The organism is Methylothermaceae bacteria B42 (genome assembly GCA_001566965.1).
Lineage (GTDB): Bacteria > Pseudomonadota > Gammaproteobacteria > Methylococcales > Methylothermaceae > Methylohalobius.
The window spans coordinates 37,001-53,924 of record LSNW01000032.1 but is presented as its reverse complement, the minus strand read 5'-3'; the positions used below and the strand labels follow the sequence as shown (position 1 = coordinate 53,924).

17 protein-coding genes and 3 tRNA genes are annotated in these 16,924 nt (G+C 52.4%); 10 read left to right on the top strand and 10 right to left on the bottom strand.

What is annotated here, in order from left to right; translation table 11 throughout:
• The first annotated feature begins 21 nt into the window (after positions 1-21).
• The 5 genes from AXA67_11410 (at position 22) to AXA67_11390 (ending at position 4,428) form a co-directional block, all read left to right on the top strand.
• Positions 22-597, top strand: a complete 576-nt coding sequence (locus AXA67_11410) for a hypothetical protein (protein KXJ39667.1) — start codon at positions 22-24, stop codon at positions 595-597.
• A 150-nt stretch (positions 598-747) separates the two neighbouring features.
• A complete protein-coding gene (locus AXA67_11405) occupies positions 748-948 on the top strand; it encodes an excisionase (GenBank protein ID KXJ39666.1) in 201 nt (66 codons plus the stop codon).
• Positions 945-3,338 (top strand): hypothetical protein, encoded by a 2,394-nt coding sequence (locus AXA67_11400; protein ID KXJ39665.1) that lies wholly within the window; start codon positions 945-947, stop codon positions 3,336-3,338. The genes AXA67_11405 and AXA67_11400 overlap by 4 nt, the downstream gene beginning before the upstream one ends.
• A gap of 240 nt (positions 3,339-3,578) precedes the next feature.
• Positions 3,579-4,046, top strand: coding sequence for a hypothetical protein (locus tag AXA67_11395; protein KXJ39664.1), 468 nt, complete (start codon positions 3,579-3,581; stop codon positions 4,044-4,046).
• A 73-nt stretch (positions 4,047-4,119) separates the two neighbouring features.
• On the top strand, positions 4,120-4,428 hold the full coding sequence (locus AXA67_11390; protein ID KXJ39663.1) for a hypothetical protein: 309 nt from the start codon (positions 4,120-4,122) through the stop codon (positions 4,426-4,428).
• A gap of 76 nt (positions 4,429-4,504) precedes the next feature.
• Here the strand turns inward: AXA67_11390 and AXA67_11385 are convergent.
• Positions 4,505-4,581, bottom strand: a tRNA-Lys gene (locus AXA67_11385).
• 20 nt (positions 4,582-4,601) lie between these two features.
• Positions 4,602-4,677, bottom strand: a tRNA-His gene (locus AXA67_11380).
• Positions 4,678-5,075: 398 nt separating this feature from the next.
• On the opposite strand from AXA67_11380, the gene rpsU reads away from it, so the two are divergent.
• The 5 genes from rpsU (at position 5,076) to AXA67_11355 (ending at position 9,499) form a co-directional block, all read left to right on the top strand.
• Positions 5,076-5,309, top strand: a complete 234-nt coding sequence (gene rpsU / locus AXA67_11375; GenBank protein KXJ39662.1) for a 30S ribosomal protein S21 — start codon at positions 5,076-5,078, stop codon at positions 5,307-5,309.
• Between the two features lie 39 nt (positions 5,310-5,348).
• On the top strand, positions 5,349-5,768 hold the full coding sequence (locus AXA67_11370; GenBank protein ID KXJ40170.1) for a glutamyl-tRNA amidotransferase: 420 nt from the start codon (positions 5,349-5,351) through the stop codon (positions 5,766-5,768).
• Positions 5,769-5,797: 29 nt separating this feature from the next.
• The gene (locus AXA67_11365) at positions 5,798-7,531 is read left to right on the top strand and encodes a hypothetical protein (GenBank protein KXJ39661.1); all 1,734 of its coding nucleotides are present in this window, start codon (positions 5,798-5,800) and stop codon (positions 7,529-7,531) included.
• A 73-nt stretch (positions 7,532-7,604) separates the two neighbouring features.
• Positions 7,605-9,416 carry an RNA polymerase subunit sigma-70 gene (locus AXA67_11360; GenBank protein KXJ39660.1) on the top strand — a complete coding sequence of 604 codons (1,812 nt, stop codon included), beginning with the start codon at positions 7,605-7,607 and terminating at the stop codon, positions 9,414-9,416.
• A 6-nt stretch (positions 9,417-9,422) separates the two neighbouring features.
• Positions 9,423-9,499: transfer RNA gene (locus AXA67_11355), tRNA-Met, on the top strand.
• Between the two features lie 1,229 nt (positions 9,500-10,728).
• On the opposite strand, the gene AXA67_11350 is transcribed toward AXA67_11355, so the two are convergent.
• The 8 genes from AXA67_11350 to AXA67_11315 form a co-directional block, all read right to left on the bottom strand.
• Positions 10,729-11,268: a hypothetical protein gene (locus AXA67_11350; GenBank protein KXJ39659.1), complete on the bottom strand. Its 540-nt coding sequence runs from the start codon at positions 11,266-11,268 to the stop codon at positions 10,729-10,731.
• A gap of 157 nt (positions 11,269-11,425) precedes the next feature.
• The gene (locus tag AXA67_11345) at positions 11,426-12,364 is read right to left on the bottom strand and encodes a hypothetical protein (GenBank protein KXJ39658.1); all 939 of its coding nucleotides are present in this window, start codon (positions 12,362-12,364) and stop codon (positions 11,426-11,428) included.
• A 486-nt stretch (positions 12,365-12,850) separates the two neighbouring features.
• Complete coding sequence (locus AXA67_11340) at positions 12,851-13,468, bottom strand: nicotinic acid mononucleotide adenylyltransferase (protein ID KXJ39657.1); 618 nt, start codon at positions 13,466-13,468, stop codon at positions 12,851-12,853.
• Positions 13,468-14,730 carry a gamma-glutamyl-phosphate reductase gene (locus AXA67_11335; GenBank protein ID KXJ40169.1) on the bottom strand — a complete coding sequence of 421 codons (1,263 nt, stop codon included), beginning with the start codon at positions 14,728-14,730 and terminating at the stop codon, positions 13,468-13,470. The genes AXA67_11340 and AXA67_11335 overlap by 1 nt, the downstream gene beginning before the upstream one ends.
• An 88-nt stretch (positions 14,731-14,818) precedes the next feature.
• A complete protein-coding gene (locus tag AXA67_11330) occupies positions 14,819-15,124 on the bottom strand; it encodes a plasmid stabilization protein (GenBank protein KXJ39656.1) in 306 nt (101 codons plus the stop codon).
• Entirely contained in the window at positions 15,121-15,345 is a 225-nt protein-coding gene (locus AXA67_11325) for an addiction module protein (GenBank protein ID KXJ39655.1), read from the bottom strand. The genes AXA67_11330 and AXA67_11325 overlap by 4 nt, the downstream gene beginning before the upstream one ends.
• A 14-nt stretch (positions 15,346-15,359) precedes the next feature.
• Positions 15,360-16,400: a hypothetical protein gene (locus tag AXA67_11320; protein ID KXJ39654.1), complete on the bottom strand. Its 1,041-nt coding sequence runs from the start codon at positions 16,398-16,400 to the stop codon at positions 15,360-15,362.
• On the bottom strand, positions 16,390-16,920 hold the full coding sequence (locus AXA67_11315; protein ID KXJ39653.1) for a hypothetical protein: 531 nt from the start codon (positions 16,918-16,920) through the stop codon (positions 16,390-16,392). The genes AXA67_11320 and AXA67_11315 overlap by 11 nt, the downstream gene beginning before the upstream one ends.
• Between the last annotated feature and the right edge of the window lie 4 nt (positions 16,921-16,924).

Sequence of the window (16,924 nt, the reverse complement as noted above, 5' to 3'; positions counted from 1 at the left end):
ACTGGCTCGGAGGGAAAGCCGATGGGATTCATCGATAAAGCGCGCGCCGACTTAGAGATTCTGGAAAATGCCTATGCGCGGGCTGTGTGGGGGAGCGGCAAACTGCCATCACCCGAGAGGCTGAATCAGGAGCGGGAGTTACTGGACAAACTCCGGGACATAAAAACTCGGCACGGCGCTGACGATGACGTGATCGAGGCCGCCTATTTCGCCTGCTACGATATAAAAGAATCGCGGGAATGTTACCGGCGGTGTGAGCAGGCGCGAAAGGAGGTGGAAGAGAAAATCGCGGAACTCAGCAAAGCCCTAGATAAATATGAAGAGCAGCACCCCATGGGCCTGCCACCGACATATGAACAAATCCGCGACATCTTGGCTGCTCCGACACAAGGGGAGCGTTGGACCGAGTACCTTTTGACACCAGAAATAGAACCCCGCCAGCACGCGGACAAGTCAGCCTTTCTCCGTGCCTTCCTTTCCCGCCTCCCTAGACCCCTTCCTTGTACCTACAAGATCATAGCGGACATAGCCAGTGAACTTCTGGACGATCCCCAAGGTGTGTCCGAAGATCATGTGGAGAAGATAGCCAAGGAGTAACCGCACAGCGGCAAAGCGGCAACCCCTCAGGTTACGCGCCCCCTCTCGAAGGGGACTACTCGACACAGAAAATTGCCGTGAGTAGTCCCCGACTTTGCCCCGACATTTCCCTAAGCTATTCCCTACGTTTAACACCTACGGGAGAAAGCTATGGAAACCAAGAAGTTACTGAGTCCAGAGGAAGCCGCTGCAATTCTTAACGTCGCGCCAGGAACGCTGATGGTGTGGCGTTGCACTGGTCGCTATAACCTGCCTTATGTCAAGGTTGGCCGCCTTGTCCGCTACCGCATGGAAGACATCGAGGCGTTTATTGAGAGCCGTACCAGCGAGCACCCGGGAGATGCTGCATGACCATCGAGCTTTCCCATGTCAAAGCTGCCGCCCAAGGCCGCTGGACGGAAATCCTCACCCACCTGGGCATCGATGTTTCCCATTTGAAAAACCGGCACGGGCCGTGCCCTGGCTGTGGCGGCCGGGACCGGTTCCGGTTCGATAATCTGGCGGGACGCGGCACCTGGGTTTGTGGCGGTAGCGGCCAGGAGCAGGCGGGGGATGGTTTCCAACTGCTCGAGCATGTTTATGGTTGGAGCCGGGCAGAATCATTCAAGGCGGTGGCGGAAACGCTGGGGCTGACCGATGGGACGGAACCACCGCCGCCCAGGAAAGCGCCCGCGAAACCGCTGGATAATGGCCGCCAAATCAGACAAGCCGAGGCGGCCAGATTGGCACGGACGGTGATTAATGCCGCGCCCCTGGCTGAAATCTCCCACCCCTATTTAATCACCAAACAACTCCCCAGCCAGAGGGATGAACAAACCCCGGCAAACCCGTTCCCCACCCTGTATCAAATACCAATCAAAAAGTTGGTCGAACTCATCGGCTACCACCCCAAGGGCCGCGCCGGCCACCTGGACGGGACAATTCTCATCGCTCCCGTAGGGGATTGGGACGGAATCACGACCCTGGAAATGATTGATGAAACCGGCCGCAAATCCATCCTGTCCGGCAGCAAAAAAGCTGGCTGCTGGTGGGCCGCCCAGGCCATGCCGGAAGCTCCCACTCATTTATTAATAGGTGAAGGAATTGCGACTGTATTGAGCGCCTGCGAAGCCACCGGCTGGCCCGGTGTCGCCGCCCTGAGCTGCGGCAATCTGAAATCAGTGGCCCAGGCCATGCGGCAGCGCTACCCGGAAACCAAAATCATCATTCTGGCAGACCTCGGCAACGGCCAAGGCAAGGCCGAAGAGGCCGCCAAGGCTATAGGTGGCCGCCTGGCAGTGCCGGATTTTGGGGTGGATCGGAGCGAGGCACAAACGGATTTCAATGACCTGGCGAAGGATCAAGGGCTGGAGGTTATCCGCGAGCAGATCAAGCACGCCAAAAAAATCACCACCACCCGAACCACCGTGTGGGAAAAGCCGGGATTCGAGAAGGTGACGAACCTGGATCGTGTCATCGATGCCCTGGCTGAGCTGAAACCAATTGAATATGACCCCTATCGAAAACCCATCGCCAAACAACTCGATATTAGATCCTCCACCCTGGATACTGTCGTCGAGGATCGTCGCCGGGAGCTGGAAGAGGCCCAGACCGGCAATGACATACTGGCCCCGCTGCCGGAGCCTTGGACCGATCCTGTGGACGGCGCTGCCCTGCTGGATGAAATCAGAGCTTACTATGAGCGCTATTTGGTGCTGCCGGACCATGCCGCCGAGGCGCTGGCGCTGTGGACCCTGGGCACCTATGTTTATGACGTTTTCCGCATCTGGCCCAAACTACTGGTCACGTCGCCAGAGAAACGCTGCGGCAAATCCACCCTACGGGAAACCATGGAGGCAATGGCGCGTCAGGCCATGCCCACCAGCAATATCACGCCCGCCGCCCTGTTTCGCACTATCGACCTGGCCAAACCCACCATCACAATCGACGAAGCAGATACTTTCCTGACAGACAACGATGATCTGCGCGGCATCATCAATAGCGGGCATGCACGTAAAGGTGCGTTCGTGATTCGCTGTGACGGAGACGACAACCAGCCGAAACGGTTTTCCACCTGGGCACCCATGGTCATATTCATGATTAAACTGCCGGCTGACACCATCGTTGACCGTTCCATCGTGATCCAGTTGCGCCGCAAACTGCCAGGTGAGCGGGTGGAGCGTTTGCCGCAGGACCTCGATGAGCGTTGCCTCCCCATCCGCCGCCGCTGCGTGCGTTGGGCCGAAGATAACGAAGAAAAACTCAAAAGGGCCGTTCCTGATATGCCGCAACACGGCAATGACCGGGCGTTGGACAATTGGCTGCCATTATTCGCCATCGCTGAGGCTGCGGGCGGCGAGTGGACGGTTAAAGTCCGTTTGGCGTTCAATGGTCTGGAGACATTGGACGAGGATGACGGGATTGGGCCGTTGATTCTGCGGGACATCCGCACTGTTTTCACAGAACGCCGTATCGAACGAATGTTTTCCCGCGAGTTGGTAGACGCCCTGACTGAAATTGAAGAGTCGCCGTGGGCGGAATGGCAACGGGGCAAGCCGCTGACCCAGAACAGCCTGGCCCGGCTGCTCAAACCTTTCGGGATTCGGCCACACGAAATCCGCATCGGGCCGGATCATGCGAAAGGTTACGAACTGGATCAATTTCTCGATGCATTTGCTCGATACATCGATGACCGAACCGAGACAAACGGCGAAAAACAGGAGTCTTCCCCAGACCACCCTTTTCAAACCGCGACAAGCTAGCAACCATGCGGGATACAGCGATTTTCAAACCGCGACAGAAAAAAATCCTGTCGCGGATGAAAAATCGCCGGAAGCCGCGCCACAAGCGGGTTGTCGCGGTGTCGCGGATGAAAAACCGGGACACCGGGCAAGAGAAAAAAGTGCCGAGCCGGATTTTTCCGGTTTAGTCGGAAATGAGGCCGACCGCCTGCCCGGGTATGACGGCCGTGACATTGGGGAAATTTGAGTGAGGGCTGCTCCATGACCTACCTGGAACCGATCCAAAGGGCTGGATTCCGCCTTCGCTTGGCAGATGGCAAGTTACTGGTGGAACCGTTCAGCAAACTCACCGACCGCCAGCGCGCTTTCATCAAGCACCACAAGGCGGAAATCATCGCCGAGCTGCTGGCCGTCAATGATGAATCAGCCAGGAAGGAAAATAACCCATCACCCACCACCATTTCCGAGGCCATAGCGCTGGTGCGCAAGGGCTACACCACCAAACTTTTCAGCAAAGTATTAAATGCTGATATATGGATAGCGGCCGATGACGCCATGGCTGGACGTATTGCCAGGACTGACTGGTACGACGGTAAACCGATTTATACCGAAGCCGAAATCCTGGCATGCAAGGGTATGACACCAGAGGGAATGCGCGAGCTACACGCAATGAAGGCGGCTTTTAATGGCCAGATAGAATCTGCAAACGTAACACCAGAGAGTAAATGACATGATGCACGCGAGCATATATGGGCGGCTGGGTGGCACCCCCACTGAGCGGCAAACGAAAAAGGGAAGTCCGATGACAACGGTATCTGTAGCCGTGGACGTGACGCCAAACAATTCCGAAGAACAAGAAACCGTGTGGTTTTCTGTGATGGCGTTTGGCAAGGTGGCCGAAGTCCTGGCCAATCATGAAAAAGGCGAGTTGGTGGCGCTTACTGGCAGGCTTACCCAATCGAGATGGAAGGACAAAATCACCGGCGAAGACAGGACAGGATTTACCCTGGTGGCTGATTCTCTGGTGTCTGCAAGGACGGTAAGGCCAGGAAGGAAACAGAAGCAAGAAGTTACCAAAGCAGAACCCTTGAATGACCTATTTCCCTTTTGAGCTTTTCAGAGGTAGGCCCGGAGTAGGCCCGAATGAAAAAGGATTGGCCTGTATTGATCTAACACCTTGATTATATTGATGGGCCGTGAAGGATTCGAACCTTCGACCGACGGATTAAGAGTCCGCTGCTCTACCAGACTGAGCTAACGGCCCAAGAGAAAGGCAATTGGAAATGGGGTGGGCGACCGGACTCGAACCGGCGACCACCGGGATCACAACCCGGGGCTCTACCAACTGAGCTACGCCCACCGTCGGATAGAAACTTAATTATACCGAATTCGTTAAAAAATGGAATTGTTCGCCCGTTCTGATATCAAAGTCAAAAAACGGTATTTTCCAGAAAGATCGTGACTGGATCTTAATGAGCCATCAAATGTGATGGGAATTAGTCACTGATGTTACGCACTGTCATTTCGAGCGTAGCGAGAAATCTTTCAATCGGCCCAAAATGGATGCTGATGCGTCAAGATTTCTCCCTCCGATCGAAATGACAGCCAAGGATTGCGTAAGCCTGCGCCTATCTGCCGGTGGTTGCGTAACATCAGTTAGTCATTTGGTTTCTATAAGGTGGTTTTATGCGTATAATTACTCGTTTATATGTTTAGTTGTGAATTTAATTGTTACCATTTGAATTTTAAGGAGAGTCAATGCCTCAAATCCGTGTAAAAGAGAACGAACCTTTCGATATCGCCCTGCGTAGATTCAAACGCGCCTGTGAGAAAGCGGGTGTTTTATCTGAAGTACGCCGCCGTGAATATTACGAAAAGCCCACCGAAGCTCGCAAGCGCAAAGCGGCCGCCGCAGTCAAACGTCATCTCAAACGTTTGTCCCGGGAACGGTATGCCCTAGAGAATTTGCGTAAGGGACGTTCGATCGTTTAAGTGCCTGCTGTGTCATTAAAAGAACAAATCCAGCAAGATATGAAAGCCGCGATGAAAAGCGGCGACAAAGCCCGTTTGGGAACCATCCGCTTGATTTTGGCGGCCATCAAACAGCGCGAAGTCGATGAACGCATTGAGCTGGATGATGCTCAAGTCATTGCTGTGCTAGATAAAATGGCGAAACAACGCCGGGAATCCATTACCCAATATCAAGCAGCCAACAGGAACGATTTGGCGCAAAAAGAGCAGGCAGAACTGGAAATTATCTTATCCTACCTGCCTCAGCCTCTGGAAGATTCCGAAATAGAAGCGCTGGTGCAGTCAGCCATTGAAGAATCAGGCGCTAATAGTTTAAAAGAGATGGGTAAAGTCATGGCGCTACTAAAACCGAAGATTCAGGGCCGCGCCGATATGGGCCAGGTCAGTGCCAAAGTCAAGGCCATCTTGAGCGGGAAATAGCTTGAGTCCGTCAGGCTAGTTTAGTTCTAATGTCGGGGAAAATCCCGCAGTCCTTTATTGATGACTTGTTAGCGCGGGCAGATATCGTCGAAGTTATCCAGCCCCGCCTACCTCTAAAAAAAGCGGGCCGCAATTATGTGGCCCGCTGTCCTTTTCACGACGAAAAAACCCCCAGCTTCACCGTTAGCCCGCAAAAACAATTTTATTATTGCTTCGGTTGCGGGGTGAGCGGATCGGCCATTGGCTTTTTGATGGCGCACGATCACCTTACCTTTCCTGAAGCAGTTGAAACCTTGGCTTCTCAATATGGCTTGGAAGTCCCTTATGAGTCCAAAACCGGCGCGGATATTCAGTCATCACAACAACGCGGCCGTTATGAGCCACTTTATCGCCTCAATCAAGAAGTGGCGGTTTTCTATGCGCGGCAGTTACGGCAGCCTCAAGCTGACAAAGCCGTAGCTTATTTACGCCAAAGAGGCGTTGATGGCGCTATCGCCAGCCGCTTTGGCATAGGGTTTGCTCCACCCGGATGGGAGACATTATCCCAGCATTTCAACGCCGAATTGCTGCTGGAAGCCGGTTTGGTTAGTAAAAAGGATAAGGGCGGCACTTATGACCGCTTTCGTAACCGGATCATGTTCCCGATTCGAAATCGGCGTGGACAGATTGTGGGGTTTGGCGGGCGGATTTTGAACGGAGAGGGACCTAAGTATTTAAACTCTCCAGAAACCTCTATATTCCATAAAGGCAAGGAGGTCTATGGGCTCTATGAGATGCTGCAAACTTCGCTCAGACCCGGGCGCATTGTGGTAGTGGAAGGCTATATGGATGTCATTGCCTTGGCCCAACATGGCCTGACAAACACGGTTGCCACATTGGGAACGGCGGCAACGCCTGACCATATCCGTTTGCTGTTTCGCTATTGCGACGAATTGATTTTCTGTTTTGATGGTGATGCCGCGGGACGCAAAGCTTCCTGGCGGGCACTGGAATCGGCCTTGCCACAATTAGAGGAAGGCCGGCGCATCAGGTTTTTGCCGCTACCGGAAAAGCATGATCCAGACTCATTGATCAGGAAGGAAGGCACAAAAGCATTTGAGGTAAGATTGTCGACGGCGACACCGCTGTCTGAATATTTTTTCCAGTCTTTGACCGAGGATTTGGATTTAAGTCAAATGGAAAATAAAGCGGCGCTGCTGAAACGGGCAACGCCCTATTTACGCCAGTTGCCACAAGGGGCGTTCCGCCAGATGATGCACGCTCGTTTGAAGGAACTCACAGGGATCCAAAGCGTCAAATCCAACGATTCTCAAATTGGGTATCGCCGGCCTCGTTCGCGCCTGGTTCAACCGCGTCTCTACGATAGAATGGCAGCTTTGCTTATACACCATCCTCAATTGTATTCTTCGCTTCCCGAAACCTTTGTTGAGCAGGTTCGCGCGGGAATCCATGGCGAAGTGCTGGCGCAAATCCTTAACGTTTTGGGGGAAAAGATTGATTGGACCCCGACGTTGGTGGTTGAAAGGTTTCAAAGCAGTCCCCATCGGGAATATGTCCAGGCATTGTTATCACAAAACGAATATCGCTCGCTGGCAAATCCATCCGCTGAAATTCAAGATGCTATTGATTTGCTGCAAAAACGCAACCTGCAAAAACGATTAGAAATTTTAACCAGAAAAGCCGATGCCGGAAGGTTGAGCGAACTTGAAAAACAAGAACTTAGGGAATTAATGGCCAAACAATCCGCAAAACCGGAATTGTAAATGGGCCATGGTCAGGTTATTATTTACCGTTTCTCTGCTGAGACGGCTTCATCCTTAGGGTAGATCTAGATATATGAATCGAGAACAGCAACAGTCACAAATTAAAGAACTCATTGCCAGAGGCAAGCTGCAGGGTTATTTGACCTATGTGGAAGTCAACGATCACTTGCCCAGCGAAATCGTCGACCCTGAGCAGGTGGAAGATATCATCAGTATGATCAATGACATGGGGATCGAAGTTCTCGAAGAACCCCCTGAGAATGCGGAGATCTTGCCGGAAGTTGTCGTGACTGGCGACGAAGAAGAAGCCGCCGAGGTGGCGGCTGCCCTAGTGTCAGTGGATAACGAATATGGCCGGACCACGGACCCTGTGCGCATGTACATGCGGGAAATGGGAACGGTGGAATTGCTCACCCGCGAGGACGAGCTGGAAATCGCCATGCGCATCGAGGAAGGCCAAAACCAGGTTGCCGAAGCGCTTTCCCGTTTTCCTGCCATCATCGAACATTTCATTGCTTCTTTGGAATTGGCTTTGGCGGGCGAAGCCAAGATGACCGACTTGATTTCCGGCTTTATTGATTTGTCTCAACCGGTAGAGACAATCGTGCCGACAAAACCCTCTTCGGAGGCTGATGCGGATGAGGATGATGAAGTTGCAGAGGTGGATACCGGGCCCGACCCAGACGAAGTCAAAGACAAGTTGAAGCAACTTAAGAAACATTACAACAAGGTACTGAAAAGCCTGAAACAACACGGCTATGAAGACAAGAAAACCCAGAAGGCTTACGACGACTTGGCCAAAGTCTTCATGGAATTCCGCAGAACGCCACAGTTTTTCAAAGAGTTGTCCGCCATTCTTGCGCGGGTGGTAAGTGAAATTCGTGCCCAGGAGAAAATGATTCTCGATATTTGCGTTAAAAAGGCGCGAATGCCCCGGAAGTTGTTTATTGAAACCTTTATCGGCCACGAAAGCGACCCGCAGTGGTTGAAACAACACCTTGAGTCCGGAAAACCGTATGCCGAAGTACTCAAAGAATTCCAAGAAGAAATTAAAAAGGCTCAGCACAAACTAGCTGTCGTCGAAAAAGACAATTTCCTGGGCATAGAACAAATTAAAGACATTAATCGCCGGGTTTCCATTGGCGAAGCAAAAGCGCGGCGGGCGAAGAAAGAAATGATTGAGGCTAACTTGCGCCTTGTTATTTCTATTGCCAAAAAATACACCAACCGGGGTCTGCAATTCCTTGACCTGATCCAGGAAGGCAACATCGGTTTAATGAAAGCCGTGGATAAATTCGAATACCGCCGGGGTTATAAATTCTCAACTTACGCCACTTGGTGGATTCGTCAGGCCATTACGCGCTCCATTGCAGATCAGGCGCGTACCATCCGAATTCCGGTACACATGATTGAAACCATCAACAAACTCAATCGGGTATCCCGGCAAATGCTGCAGGAAATGGGCAGAGAACCCACGCCTGAGGAACTGGCGGAAAGAATGGAAATGCCGGAAGATAAAGTCAGGAAGGTACTGAAAATCGCCAAGGAGCCGATCTCAATGGAAACGCCCATCGGTGATGACGAAGATTCTCATTTGGGAGATTTCATTGAAGACGCAAAGGTGCTCTCTCCCGTGGAAGCCGCTACCATCGAAGGCCTGCGGGAAGCCATGCAAAGCGTCCTCTCCAGCCTGACGGCGCGGGAGGCCAAAGTCTTGCGCATGCGTTTCGGGATTGACATGAACACCGATCATACGTTAGAAGAAGTTGGCAAACAATTCGATGTCACCCGCGAGCGGATCAGGCAAATAGAAGCCAAGGCCCTGCGTAAACTGCGCCACCCTACCCGTTCCGACGGGCTGCGCAGCTTTTTGGATGCCGATTAACTCTCCGGGCCCTTAGCTCAGTTGGTTAGAGCAGGGGACTCATAATCCCTTGGTCGTAGGTTCGAGTCCTACAGGGCCCACCATAAAATTCAACGGCTTAGTCGTCATTCGGCTAGGCCATTTTTGTTTTGGCTGAATAGAGGTAACAAGGTAGCAGATTGGAACTGTTTTGCCTTCCACCTTGGCAACCACACGCCGCAAACATAGCTTCTCCCGGTCAAATTCCAAACGGTCCTGCCAGAAATCCAACCAATCGGTCACGTTAAAAGGCGGCGGTTCCCAACTCGCCAACCGGTAACCATTGACCACATACCCTTGATTCGCCGTGCTAACCTCAAGGATTTTGACTCCCTCCAGCAACCAACCTTCTTCCGCTTGGAGCGTGGCTACGAAAAGTGTGATGAGCAGCATGAGTTTTTTCATGGCACCTCTCTCCGCAGTATGTCGATCTGGATGTAGTTTCAAACCGCTCCTGTGATCAAACCGGGAAATACTTGGCCAGGTATTAAAGTATTAGAAGAGTTCATTGCCCTTGAGTTTCAATCCGCTCCCGGCGGTTAGGCCGGGAGACATAGCAAAGCAGCAAGCTGTGCCTTGGCATCTGCCCAGCCTCCCACGGGCTTTTCCATTCCGCCGTGATGTGTCTGAGCGCCAGCAAGATAAGTTTGGCTGCCGCTTCATCGCTGGAAAATGGCCTTTTATCCGGTTATGGAGACTCTCAATCGCGTTGGTGGTATAAATCATTTTGCGCACCGGCACCGAGGAAGCAAATAACGGAAAAATTCTTACCCAATTACGCCGCCAGTACCAACGTATCTAGAAAGCGTCCCCCACACAATTGCTGCTGGACTGTTCATGTTCTGGATTCCAGGCGTTCCCCCCGCTTTGCGGGAATTCGCCCGGGATGACGGAGGAAGGCTTTACGCCGTTGGATACTTTCATCCTTGCCATTGTCAGCAATGGCTGAAATCTTCTCCACCGTCATTCCCGCTAAAACATTTTGTAATATCTCGAATGTCATTCCCGCGCAAGCGGGAATAAAGTATCCGGGGAACCGATAAGCATGGGGCGCCGGGCATGATCCATTCGGCTGGAATCAAGGGGCAAGTCTCCCATAATCATGCCATATGGCTCGCCTGAAATAACGGCCTATGGATGTTGTAATGTGAGACCTGACCCTTGACTCTCGGTGGCCCGGCTGGTGGATGTTCATCGCAATACCGCGAAATCCCCTATTTCTATATGCGCGCAAAAGTAGAGCTTGCGACGTCGCTCCATCTGCTGTTTGTATTCCTTCTACTCGGCCGCGACATCACTTTTCGATTGTATAAGCCAGGAAGTCGTTTAGATATGGGATACCTTTTTTTTCCAAACAATCAAGAGCTTTCTCGACTACCGGATATACAATCGCTCTTGCCGTGGTAGCCGGTATATTTCTAACCTGGGATTCTACAAGCTTCTCAAAATCAGGCAGCGTTTCGGAATCCCCAAGTGCTGTCATATCGGAAACACTCCACCCATCATTCTCACCACACAGCATGGACAGCTTCACGAGATACTCCTCCTCGTTGAACTCTTGTCTTTCTCTCGTCGGTCGAAAAACGCCACGCCCTAAGTGAGGGAATCTACCTAGCTTCGACCAACCCACATGGACATAAAATTCGTCATACTGCGGGCTCACAGAAAGTATTACATAGCAGTGAAGAGAATCTGTAGGCTTCCATAGAAAAACACGCTCTCCAGGCCAAACATACGGATTTCCTTTTAAACTAATAGCTTCGAATTCAGTAAATCGTTCCTTCATTGCTTTAACAAATTTATCCCGTAATACTTTGGCAAATTCTTTTCTCATCTGGATATTTACATTAGATCTATGGTATCGGATGGAAAAACATTCTTGCCCACTGAATTAACCCAGTAAACCCATAAATATGCTGTATAGAACTTGCAAGCGGGCTGTGTTCTTCAAACAAAATTATTTTCATTCGCAAAGACCGGAGCATGCTTTCTCAAAATTTCAACTGGACACCTTTCGGCTTTCTTTTTCCAATCCGTACTATTTCCTTGAGCGGCTTTCCATGTCGCTCAGCATAGAGATGGAATTCCTCATCTCCTGGAATTCCCTCTTCCGTACTGATGCCGACCAGCTTCATGTCGGGCAACATGAAAATCTCTTCCCAGTCCAAGCCCTCAAAAGGCACATTCAGCCATAATTTTTGCACGCTTCTCAGGTTGCGCAAACCGGACAGGTCGACGACCAGATCAACCTTTGATGCATAGAACGATTTCATGCCTGGATAGTTTTGGAGTGACAGGTTGCCCGCCACTTTGGGAAGATTCTCCAACCAGATGTTCTCGAGCGTGCCGAGCCCATGAATGGTTTCTAAGTCTTCGAGATTCCTGATGTATGCGAGCTCAAGGCTTGAAAGTGACGGGCAGGATTCAAGTCCCTGCAAAGTGCGCAGCCGTCCTTGAGAAAAGAAAAGAGAGCGCAGGCATTTCATGCCAGAAAAAGCCAAACAATCCTGCTCGCTGTATCCAATAATCGAGACAGCTTCAAGATAAGGCAGCCGGGATAACTGCCTGTCCGCCTTTTTTTCGGCATCAATATAAAGCGATTTCAGCTTGCCGAACATTGTCAGATCAAGACCATTTTTGGGCCACGATCCAACGCTCAAGCTTTCGATGTTACTGAACTGCTCCAGCCCTTCTAGAAAACCATTGCAATGCAGGGACAGTGCCTTCAATTCGTGCGCTTTAGCCCCCAGCTTAGGTATACGGAAGTCATACCTCTCTCCTCCACGCAGATCCAACGTCGTGAATACTTTGGAGAGAAGGGCTTTAGTGGTGTCATTGTTCCACCCGAAATAGCATATCAAGCGGCCCTCTTTATTGAAATGCGGAGGTTCATACTCAATTTCGGGAAGTAATTCACTATCTACCTGCATATTAATCTCATCTTTCTAATCGCATTCCGTTTTGATCTGTTTAGATCATTTATTTTATTACTTATCAAGCCCCCGTGAGATTAAATATACACGATTTTTGAACAGTTCTGACCGTTTGGCCTGCCAGTGTTTGAGGGCCTGTACGGGTGAGATATGGCCCAGGGACTTCTGGGGGATCTGATGATTGTAGACCCTAAAGGCTATTGGCGGCTGCTGGCATTTGTGAGTAAGGAGGGGTGGCCATTCAGGCCGCCTTTTAACCGACGGCGAATTATCACCGCACATCGCCTATTGGCTTCAAGCCCAAGGCGCTTAACAGGAACACCCATAAACTTGATCCAGGGCTGGCTCGGCGTTGAGTCATTTCGCCTTCTCGCGCGCAGGTGGATGGTTGCACTGACTTCAATTCAGCGTTTAAAACACGCTTTTGCCTACCCCAAAAGGCAACATCATGACAGGTGTATTACCCCCATCCACCCAGGGCGGTCAGGTCGGGTGATACATCAACAACAACACCTTATCCGGCGTCAAAAAGCGGGGACTTCTCCCTTGTTTGAGACATTGGCGGATTTGAGTCCCGGAAATTTCCAAGTGGGTGACAGGCTGAAAGAAGATTTTTCCGGCAGCTATTTCATGCAGGGAAAGTGCTTGACTTTCCGTCCGTTGTGTCACATGAGAACGTAAAGGGTTCTTCCATTCAGGGCGGTAACCCGGCCGGTCCATCACCACCAGATGGGCCAGTTCGAACAAAGATTCCCAGCGGTGCCAACCGGGCAGACCCAAAAAGGCGTCCAATCCTAGAATCAGGCAAATGGGCGTTTCGCCCAAATCCTGTCGCAGGGATTCCAGCGTTTCCACCATGTAGGAAGGGCCGGGGCGGTCGAGTTCGCGGGTGTCCACAACGAATCCCGGTTCATCTGCTGTAGCGGTTTGGAGAAAGTTTAATCGCTGCTCCGGAGAGAAGAACGGGGGGTTGCGATGGGGGGGAAGGCGGCAGGGGATAAAACGGACTTGCTCCAGTTCGAGGGCTTCCTTGACTTCCAGCGCCGTGCGCAGGTGGCCGAAGTGAACCGGATCGAACGTGCCGCCGTAAATGCCGATCATCAGGTGCGGATCTGGCCGTCTCCCAGGACGATGAATTTCTGCGTGGTCAGCCCTTCCAGCCCCACCGGGCCCCGGGCGTGGAGTTTGTCGGTGCTGATGCCGATTTCAGCCCCCAGGCCATACTCAAAACCGTCGGCAAAGCGGGTGGAGGCGTTGACCATGACCGAACTGGAATCCACCTCCCGCAAGAAACGCCGGGCGCGGGTGTAATCCTCGGTGACAATGGCTTCGGTGTGGCTGGAGCTATAGCGGTAAATGTGATCCATCGCTTCATCCAAGCCGGAAACCACGCGAATAGAGAGGATCGGTGCCAGATATTCGGTGGCCCAATCTTCGTCGGTGGCGGGAAGGCACTGGGGAATCAATCCCCTGGTTTTTTCACAGCCGCGAAGTTCCACGCCGGCTTCCTGGAATCTGTCCGCCAGCCGGGGCAACACTTGAGGGGCAATGCCTTCTGCCACCAGCAGGGTTTCCATGGCATTGCAAACGCCAAAGCGCTGGGTTTTGGCGTTGAAGGCGATATCCAGCGCCTTTTGCAAATCCGCCCGGTCATCGATGTAAACGTGGCAGATGCCGTCCAGATGCTTGATCACTGGAATCCGGGATTCGGCGATGATTCTTTCTATCAGTCCCTTGCCGCCCCTGGGCACAATCACGTCCACGTACTGGTCCATCTTCAACAGCTTGCCAACGGCGGCCCGGTCCGTGGTTTCGATCACCTGCACCGCTGCCTGGGGCAGTCCCGCCTGTTCCAGACCTTCGCGGATGCAGGCGGCCAGGGCCTGGTTGGAATGCAGGGATTCGGAGCCTCCCCGGAGAATACAGGCATTGCCGGACTTGAGGCACAAGCCCGCCGCATCCACGGTGACATTGGGACGGGATTCGTAAATGATGCCGATGACCCCCAAAGGCACTCGCATTTTTCCCACCTGAATGCCGGACGGGCGGTAATTCAAATCCGAGACTTGCCCCACCGGGTCCGCAAGCGCGGCGATCTGGCGCAGTCCTTCGGCCATGGCGTCGATGCGGCTGTCGGTCAGTTCCAGGCGGTCGAGCATGGCGGCGCTCAAGCCCCGCGCTTTGCCGGCGGCCAAATCCTTGGCGTTTTCGGCCTTTATCCGATCCCGGCCGGATTCTATCTGGTCCGCTATCGCCAATAGCGCTTGATCCTTATGCCCAGTTTCCGCCCGGTCCATGGCGCGGGATGCCCTTTTGGCTTTCTCGCCAACGGCGGTCATGTAGTTTTGGATGTCTTCAATCATTTTTTTGATTAGCACCTGCTTAATTAGGACATTACCTACTATGGGAATACCTTCTTGATCCGGATATCCGGTCACTTAATATTGTAAGTCATTCCTGTCTGCCCTCCTTCCTTTTCTTCCAATATCCCGGTTCCCGATGCAGATTCATCACTGCCAATACGAATATCTCGTTATCAACCTCTGAATACAGAACCCCATAGGGAAACCGGCTTACCAAAGACCTTCTGACATCTCCTTCCAGGACCGCCCAAGCCTTTGGAAATTCAACCGCCCGGCTGATAGCTGAAAAAACTTCCAATGCGAAGTCATAACCCAAACCAGGTTCAATTTCCTCATAGTAATCTATTGCTTCATTTAATTCTTCCTCTGCTTCGGGGTGAAAGGAAAAGTTCATTTCTCGAATCTTTTCCAGACCTTCTTGAAAACCTCGTCTCCCGGTATCGCCTCTACTCGCTTGGATCTAAGATCTGCAAGACGACGTTTTGCCTCTTCAGCCCAGATTTCATCAATTTCAGATTCCGGTTGATTTAAGCTACGGAGCAGTAAATCAACCATCAATACGCGTTTTTCCACAGGAAGGGATATTGCTTCATCAATCAGATGTTTGGTATTCATGGATTTACCTTTTGCTATATAGCTATTGCCTGACTTGGACATGATCTTGAATTTCCCGAGGCCAGCATCAGACACAATCCCCGCAGGCCATCCCACGGACTGCCCGGCATCTGGCCCTTGATGATTCTGTCAATCCTGGCGGCGGTCAGCAGCGCCTCGTGCAATCGCTTCACATCCAGGCGGCCAAGGGCTTTTTCCACCAGCCGGCGGCGTTGATCCCATACCCGCAATTTGCGGGCGGTGTCAATCATCGACACACCTTGCTTGCGCGCGTCTGAAAATTGCAGCAGCAAGCGGATTTCACGGGTAATGGCCCATAATACCACAGCGCTGGCGATCCCTTCCGAGGCCAAACCGGCCAGGGTACGGTCCACCCGGGCCACCTGACCCGCCAAAACAGCTTCGGTCAAGTCGAAAACATCATAGCGGGCGCTGTCGGCAACCATGTCTCTGACCGCCGCCTCATCAATCAGGCCAGGGCCGTGAAGCACGTGGATTTTGTCAATTTCCTGGGCCGCAGCCAGCAGATTGCCTTCGGTCCGTTGGGCCAACAACTGCAACGCTTCGTGCGCCAGTTGCAAACCCTTTTCCGACGCCCGATTGCGCAACCAGGCTATCAAGGCCTGGCCCGACAGCGGCCAGACCCTGACAGCCACGCCACAGCTTTCCAGGCGCTTGAACCACTGTGCCTTTGAAATGGCCGAGGGTGGGTTTTCGGCAGTCACCAGCAAAACAGTATCGGCAGGCGGACTCTTGGCGTAGGCGCTTAAAAACCGGGCGCCCTCGTTGCCTACCTTGCCTTCCGGCACACGCAAATCCAGCAAGCGTTTGCCGCCGAAAAGGGACAAGGTGTCGCTGTCCGCGGCCAAAAGATTCCAGTCAAACCCCGGCATCACCGTATGCACTTGCCGGTCCTCACAGCCTTGCTCGCGGCAGGCACTACGCACGGCATCGGCTGCTTCGGTCAATTGCAAAGGTTCATCGCCATAAAGGAGATAAACCGGCGCCAAGCCCTTGCGCAACAAATTTGGCAATTGTTCAGGCTTAACTTGCATGGGAAGGCTGAGCGCTCAGCGCCGTTTGCATCCGGCGCAAAATCGTTCTCACCGCCTCCCGCCGCATTTCCTGGCGCAAGAGGCTTTCTTCCTGGGCCTTGCCAATCACTTGCAACTGAGTATTGAGATAATTACGGTGCAAATCCACCAACTGGGGCGGCAGAATTGTTTTGTTATCCGGGGTAAGCAAATTGAAGCGTATCCGGTAAATCAACTCAAATTCGATGGCCTTGCCGTTCTCGTCCAGAGACAACACCCGCCGATCCTGGCGAATCTCCAAAATTCTGAGCACCACGTCGGCCTTGGCGGGATCTGCCACCAACCGGGCCTTGGAAAAAGCCAACATTTGGCTCAAATCCCGGGCTACCGGGTGGTTCATGGGAATGCCTTGCAGTGCAATCCGGCGCTTATCCTGGGGCAGTTCCACCGCGCCCCGCAAGTGGAAACCGCAGCCAGTCAATAACAATAACCATGCGATCAGTAAAAATTTCATCAAATTTAGGCGAGATGTTTGGTCCATAACT

Excerpts from the sequence above, each read along its gene's own strand:
- AXA67_11350 (KXJ39659.1), bottom strand. The coding sequence starts at position 11,268 with ATGAGAAAAGAATTTGCCAAAGTATTACGGGATAAATTTGTTAAAGCA.
- AXA67_11400 (KXJ39665.1), top strand. The coding sequence starts at position 945 with ATGACCATCGAGCTTTCCCATGTCAAAGCTGCCGCCCAAGGCCGCTGG.
- AXA67_11320 (KXJ39654.1), bottom strand. The coding sequence starts at position 16,400 with ATGCAAGTTAAGCCTGAACAATTGCCAAATTTGTTGCGCAAGGGCTTG.
- AXA67_11325 (KXJ39655.1), bottom strand. The coding sequence starts at position 15,345 with ATGAATACCAAACATCTGATTGATGAAGCAATATCCCTTCCTGTGGAA.
- AXA67_11360 (KXJ39660.1), top strand. The coding sequence starts at position 7,605 with ATGAATCGAGAACAGCAACAGTCACAAATTAAAGAACTCATTGCCAGA.
- AXA67_11335 (KXJ40169.1), bottom strand. The coding sequence starts at position 14,730 with ATGATTGAAGACATCCAAAACTACATGACCGCCGTTGGCGAGAAAGCC.
- AXA67_11315 (KXJ39653.1), bottom strand. The coding sequence starts at position 16,920 with ATGGACCAAACATCTCGCCTAAATTTGATGAAATTTTTACTGATCGCA.
- AXA67_11370 (KXJ40170.1), top strand. The coding sequence starts at position 5,349 with ATGAAAGCCGCGATGAAAAGCGGCGACAAAGCCCGTTTGGGAACCATC.
- AXA67_11365 (KXJ39661.1), top strand. The coding sequence starts at position 5,798 with ATGTCGGGGAAAATCCCGCAGTCCTTTATTGATGACTTGTTAGCGCGG.
- AXA67_11395 (KXJ39664.1), top strand. The coding sequence starts at position 3,579 with ATGACCTACCTGGAACCGATCCAAAGGGCTGGATTCCGCCTTCGCTTG.
- AXA67_11330 (KXJ39656.1), bottom strand. The coding sequence starts at position 15,124 with ATGAACTTTTCCTTTCACCCCGAAGCAGAGGAAGAATTAAATGAAGCA.
- AXA67_11340 (KXJ39657.1), bottom strand. The coding sequence starts at position 13,468 with ATGATCGGCATTTACGGCGGCACGTTCGATCCGGTTCACTTCGGCCAC.
- AXA67_11390 (KXJ39663.1), top strand. The coding sequence starts at position 4,120 with ATGACAACGGTATCTGTAGCCGTGGACGTGACGCCAAACAATTCCGAA.
- rpsU (KXJ39662.1), top strand. The coding sequence starts at position 5,076 with ATGCCTCAAATCCGTGTAAAAGAGAACGAACCTTTCGATATCGCCCTG.
- AXA67_11410 (KXJ39667.1), top strand. The coding sequence starts at position 22 with ATGGGATTCATCGATAAAGCGCGCGCCGACTTAGAGATTCTGGAAAAT.
- AXA67_11405 (KXJ39666.1), top strand. The coding sequence starts at position 748 with ATGGAAACCAAGAAGTTACTGAGTCCAGAGGAAGCCGCTGCAATTCTT.
- AXA67_11345 (KXJ39658.1), bottom strand. The coding sequence starts at position 12,364 with ATGCAGGTAGATAGTGAATTACTTCCCGAAATTGAGTATGAACCTCCG.